The organism is Lacticaseibacillus suilingensis, from assembly GCF_016861845.1.
Classification (GTDB): domain Bacteria; phylum Bacillota; class Bacilli; order Lactobacillales; family Lactobacillaceae; genus Lacticaseibacillus; species Lacticaseibacillus suilingensis.
Genome location: NZ_BOLV01000054.1, coordinates 1 through 2,675, shown reverse-complemented (window position 1 = coordinate 2,675; position 2,675 = coordinate 1). Strand labels below are relative to the sequence as shown.

1 protein-coding gene is annotated in these 2,675 nt (G+C 39.9%); it reads left to right on the top strand.

Features of this window, described 5'->3' with window-relative positions:
* Positions 1-2,559, top strand: a 2,559-nt coding sequence (locus JUF11_RS12990) for a hypothetical protein (RefSeq protein WP_204119926.1), incomplete at its 5' end; no start/stop codon positions are given.
* Positions 2,560-2,675: the final 116 nt, after the last annotated feature.

Genomic DNA, 2,675 nt, shown 5'->3' with positions numbered 1-2,675 from the left:
ACGCAAGGTCTTAGGCTGGAAGACACCATCGGAAGTCTTCATGGGCAAAAAGTTGCACTTGAGTTGACAATTCGTCAGAACAAAATCCCCCGTATATATTTCATAATTCCAGATGAAGCAGACAATGGCGAAAATTTGAAAGATAAAATTATTGCCCAGGGGGAAGCAAGATTCGTCGTTCCGCTTGAGTTGGCTGGTGATTACGTTAGCTCAGTTGAAAATTTACTTTTTACCCAAATGGTATCTGTGTTCAAAGCTTATTTCGATTCACAGATTGATGCTGAGTCAAAGCCCGACGAATCTGCTGGAAAAACAAATAATCCTCTTCCAACAACCTCTCAGTTTTCCAAAGAGTTTTTTGATCAGGTATCAATTTCTAAGCAAACGGTACAAGAATTGGTCTTTCATGATAATTTTGGCCCCAAGGTAATGGAACCAGGTTCTTTACTTGATCAAGGAATTTTTCAGTTAATCGGTCAAATCTTCTTTGATAAAAAGCTTCCAGCTGACTGGGATATTTATATGTTAAGAGCGATCGACGGGTTATCTGGGAACATGTCTTCAGAATATAAAAAGGTGCTTTCAACGAGATTGAGAGCGATGTCCTTATTTTTTTCTGGAGATTATCAATCAGCAAGCAGCTTGCTTAAGGATTTGTTACAAGGCATGGAACTTTCCGCACTTCCTGTATGGATTTTGCAGGATACCCTAATTGACTTGCGCAATTTGCTGGTAATAGAAGATCAGGAAAACAATCGTTTTCGAGATAACCCGTATCAAAAAAAGTTGGACAATATAACAGAGGTATTTTATTACCCTGGAATTGATCATTCGATTCAAAAAGTCTCATCCTGGGTTAGAAATGAGAAAAACAAACTATTTACGAGTCAATCCAACGAAGAAAGTGCTTTTGGACCGGGAATTGGCGTTTATACTGATGTTCTTGTGGATGCGACTGTTTATGCCACCTGCAACGGCTCTATCGCGCAGACTAGACAATTGCCTCGTAACTTAAATCTGATTTCGGAGATGCTGTTGCAAAAGTATGAGTCCCCAGAATATCTGAGAGATGTTTTACGAAATATGTTGCTCATGGGGCGATCATTTAAAGAGATTGAACGTTGGACAAGGCGTTACGGATACTTACTAGGACAATTTTCCAATGAAGATTCAATGATTATTCTCCAGGCAGTACATTCATATCCCGACGGATATGAAAAACTCGGAATTGAGTCGAATGCATTGCGACTGGTTGCTGATTATCTGGGCGATGACGACTTCGATGCCGAATGGAGACTATTATCTCGGCATATAGAGGAATGGACTGGAGAACAAAACCTAGTGGTTCAGCCAGCAAATGACGTCTTTGGTCTATTTCGCTATTGTTTTCGAATCCCCCAGAATGAAATTATTGCATTCGTAGACAAAATGATACCCAGAGCAAAACGGTATTATGACAATCTAGCAGATATAATTTCGGGAGCCATTGACCATTTTGGAGTGTCAGAGGAAGAACGCAAAATTATCGTTCATGATGTACTGTCGATGCTTCAAGCACGCGAAGCCGGTTCTGTTTCTCCTAAGCTTGAGTTAGCAATCGGAACAATTATTACCGAGTGGCCAACAGAGGCAGAGAAGCTAGCAAAATTCCTACGGGAGAATATGGCTGCCTTCTATGACAAAAATATTAAGCCGTATCTTTGGATAAACCAATCTGAGCAGAGCTCAAAAGAATTCGTTGATTCTAATCTTGCTTTGATGAATGCTCAGAATACCGCCCAAAAGGGTGGAGTAATTTGGGGCTTTGACAGAGATCCAGTTGCAAGTATTCATAGCTTTCTTGCCAAGGGATTTACAGTCGGTGAAACAACTGTTAATCAAATCCTCGAAGCATTGGTGAAAATTCTGAATAATTCTGATCAAACCATTAGCGAAAAACAATCGGCCGTTTGTCTAGTAATGGAATTACTTTCGCAGTCTGACGATTCTCAGCTTCTCCGAAATAAACTTAGAGGAAAGATTAATATAGACTCACTTGATGCAAAATCATTGAGCTTCTTCGAAATCCAGGCACCTACTCAGCAACTGGAAGCTATTCGGGCTTTCTTGAAAATTTCATTAATCGAGCAAGACAATGGAAATCTTCTCTCTACCCTAACACTAAATACCTCGGGCAGATACTTACTCTTTGTGTCTGAGTTATTGATAGACTTCATCCCCGTAGCGATGAAGTCTAGAACGCTCCGGCCAGCGCTGACACAAGTGGTCCAATTTTTAATCACAAACAACAATCGGGCTCGAGAAAATCAACTACTTATCAATATTTGCAACTGTTTTTTGCGTTTATTATCATTTGAACGGTATTCGACAATAGCATCAGGACAGTTACAACGTTTGGTGTCGGATACTAACGATGTTGTCAAGCGACAGATGGTTGTTTTAATAAACGCGCTTCCAAATAAAGGAAAGGGAGTATTGGATGGAATTAAATCTCAACTGCTGACTAGTCCAAATTATTCAGTACGTGATTTGGCAGAGAGGGACTTCAACGAGCGGTAGGTTTTTTCCTAATGGTTAAAGTACTGAATCCATAATTACCGCGCATTTTAGAATCAAGTTAGCCACTGTCTCAAAATTTTTTGGACAATAAAAAACATCAAGAACAGATATCCTGT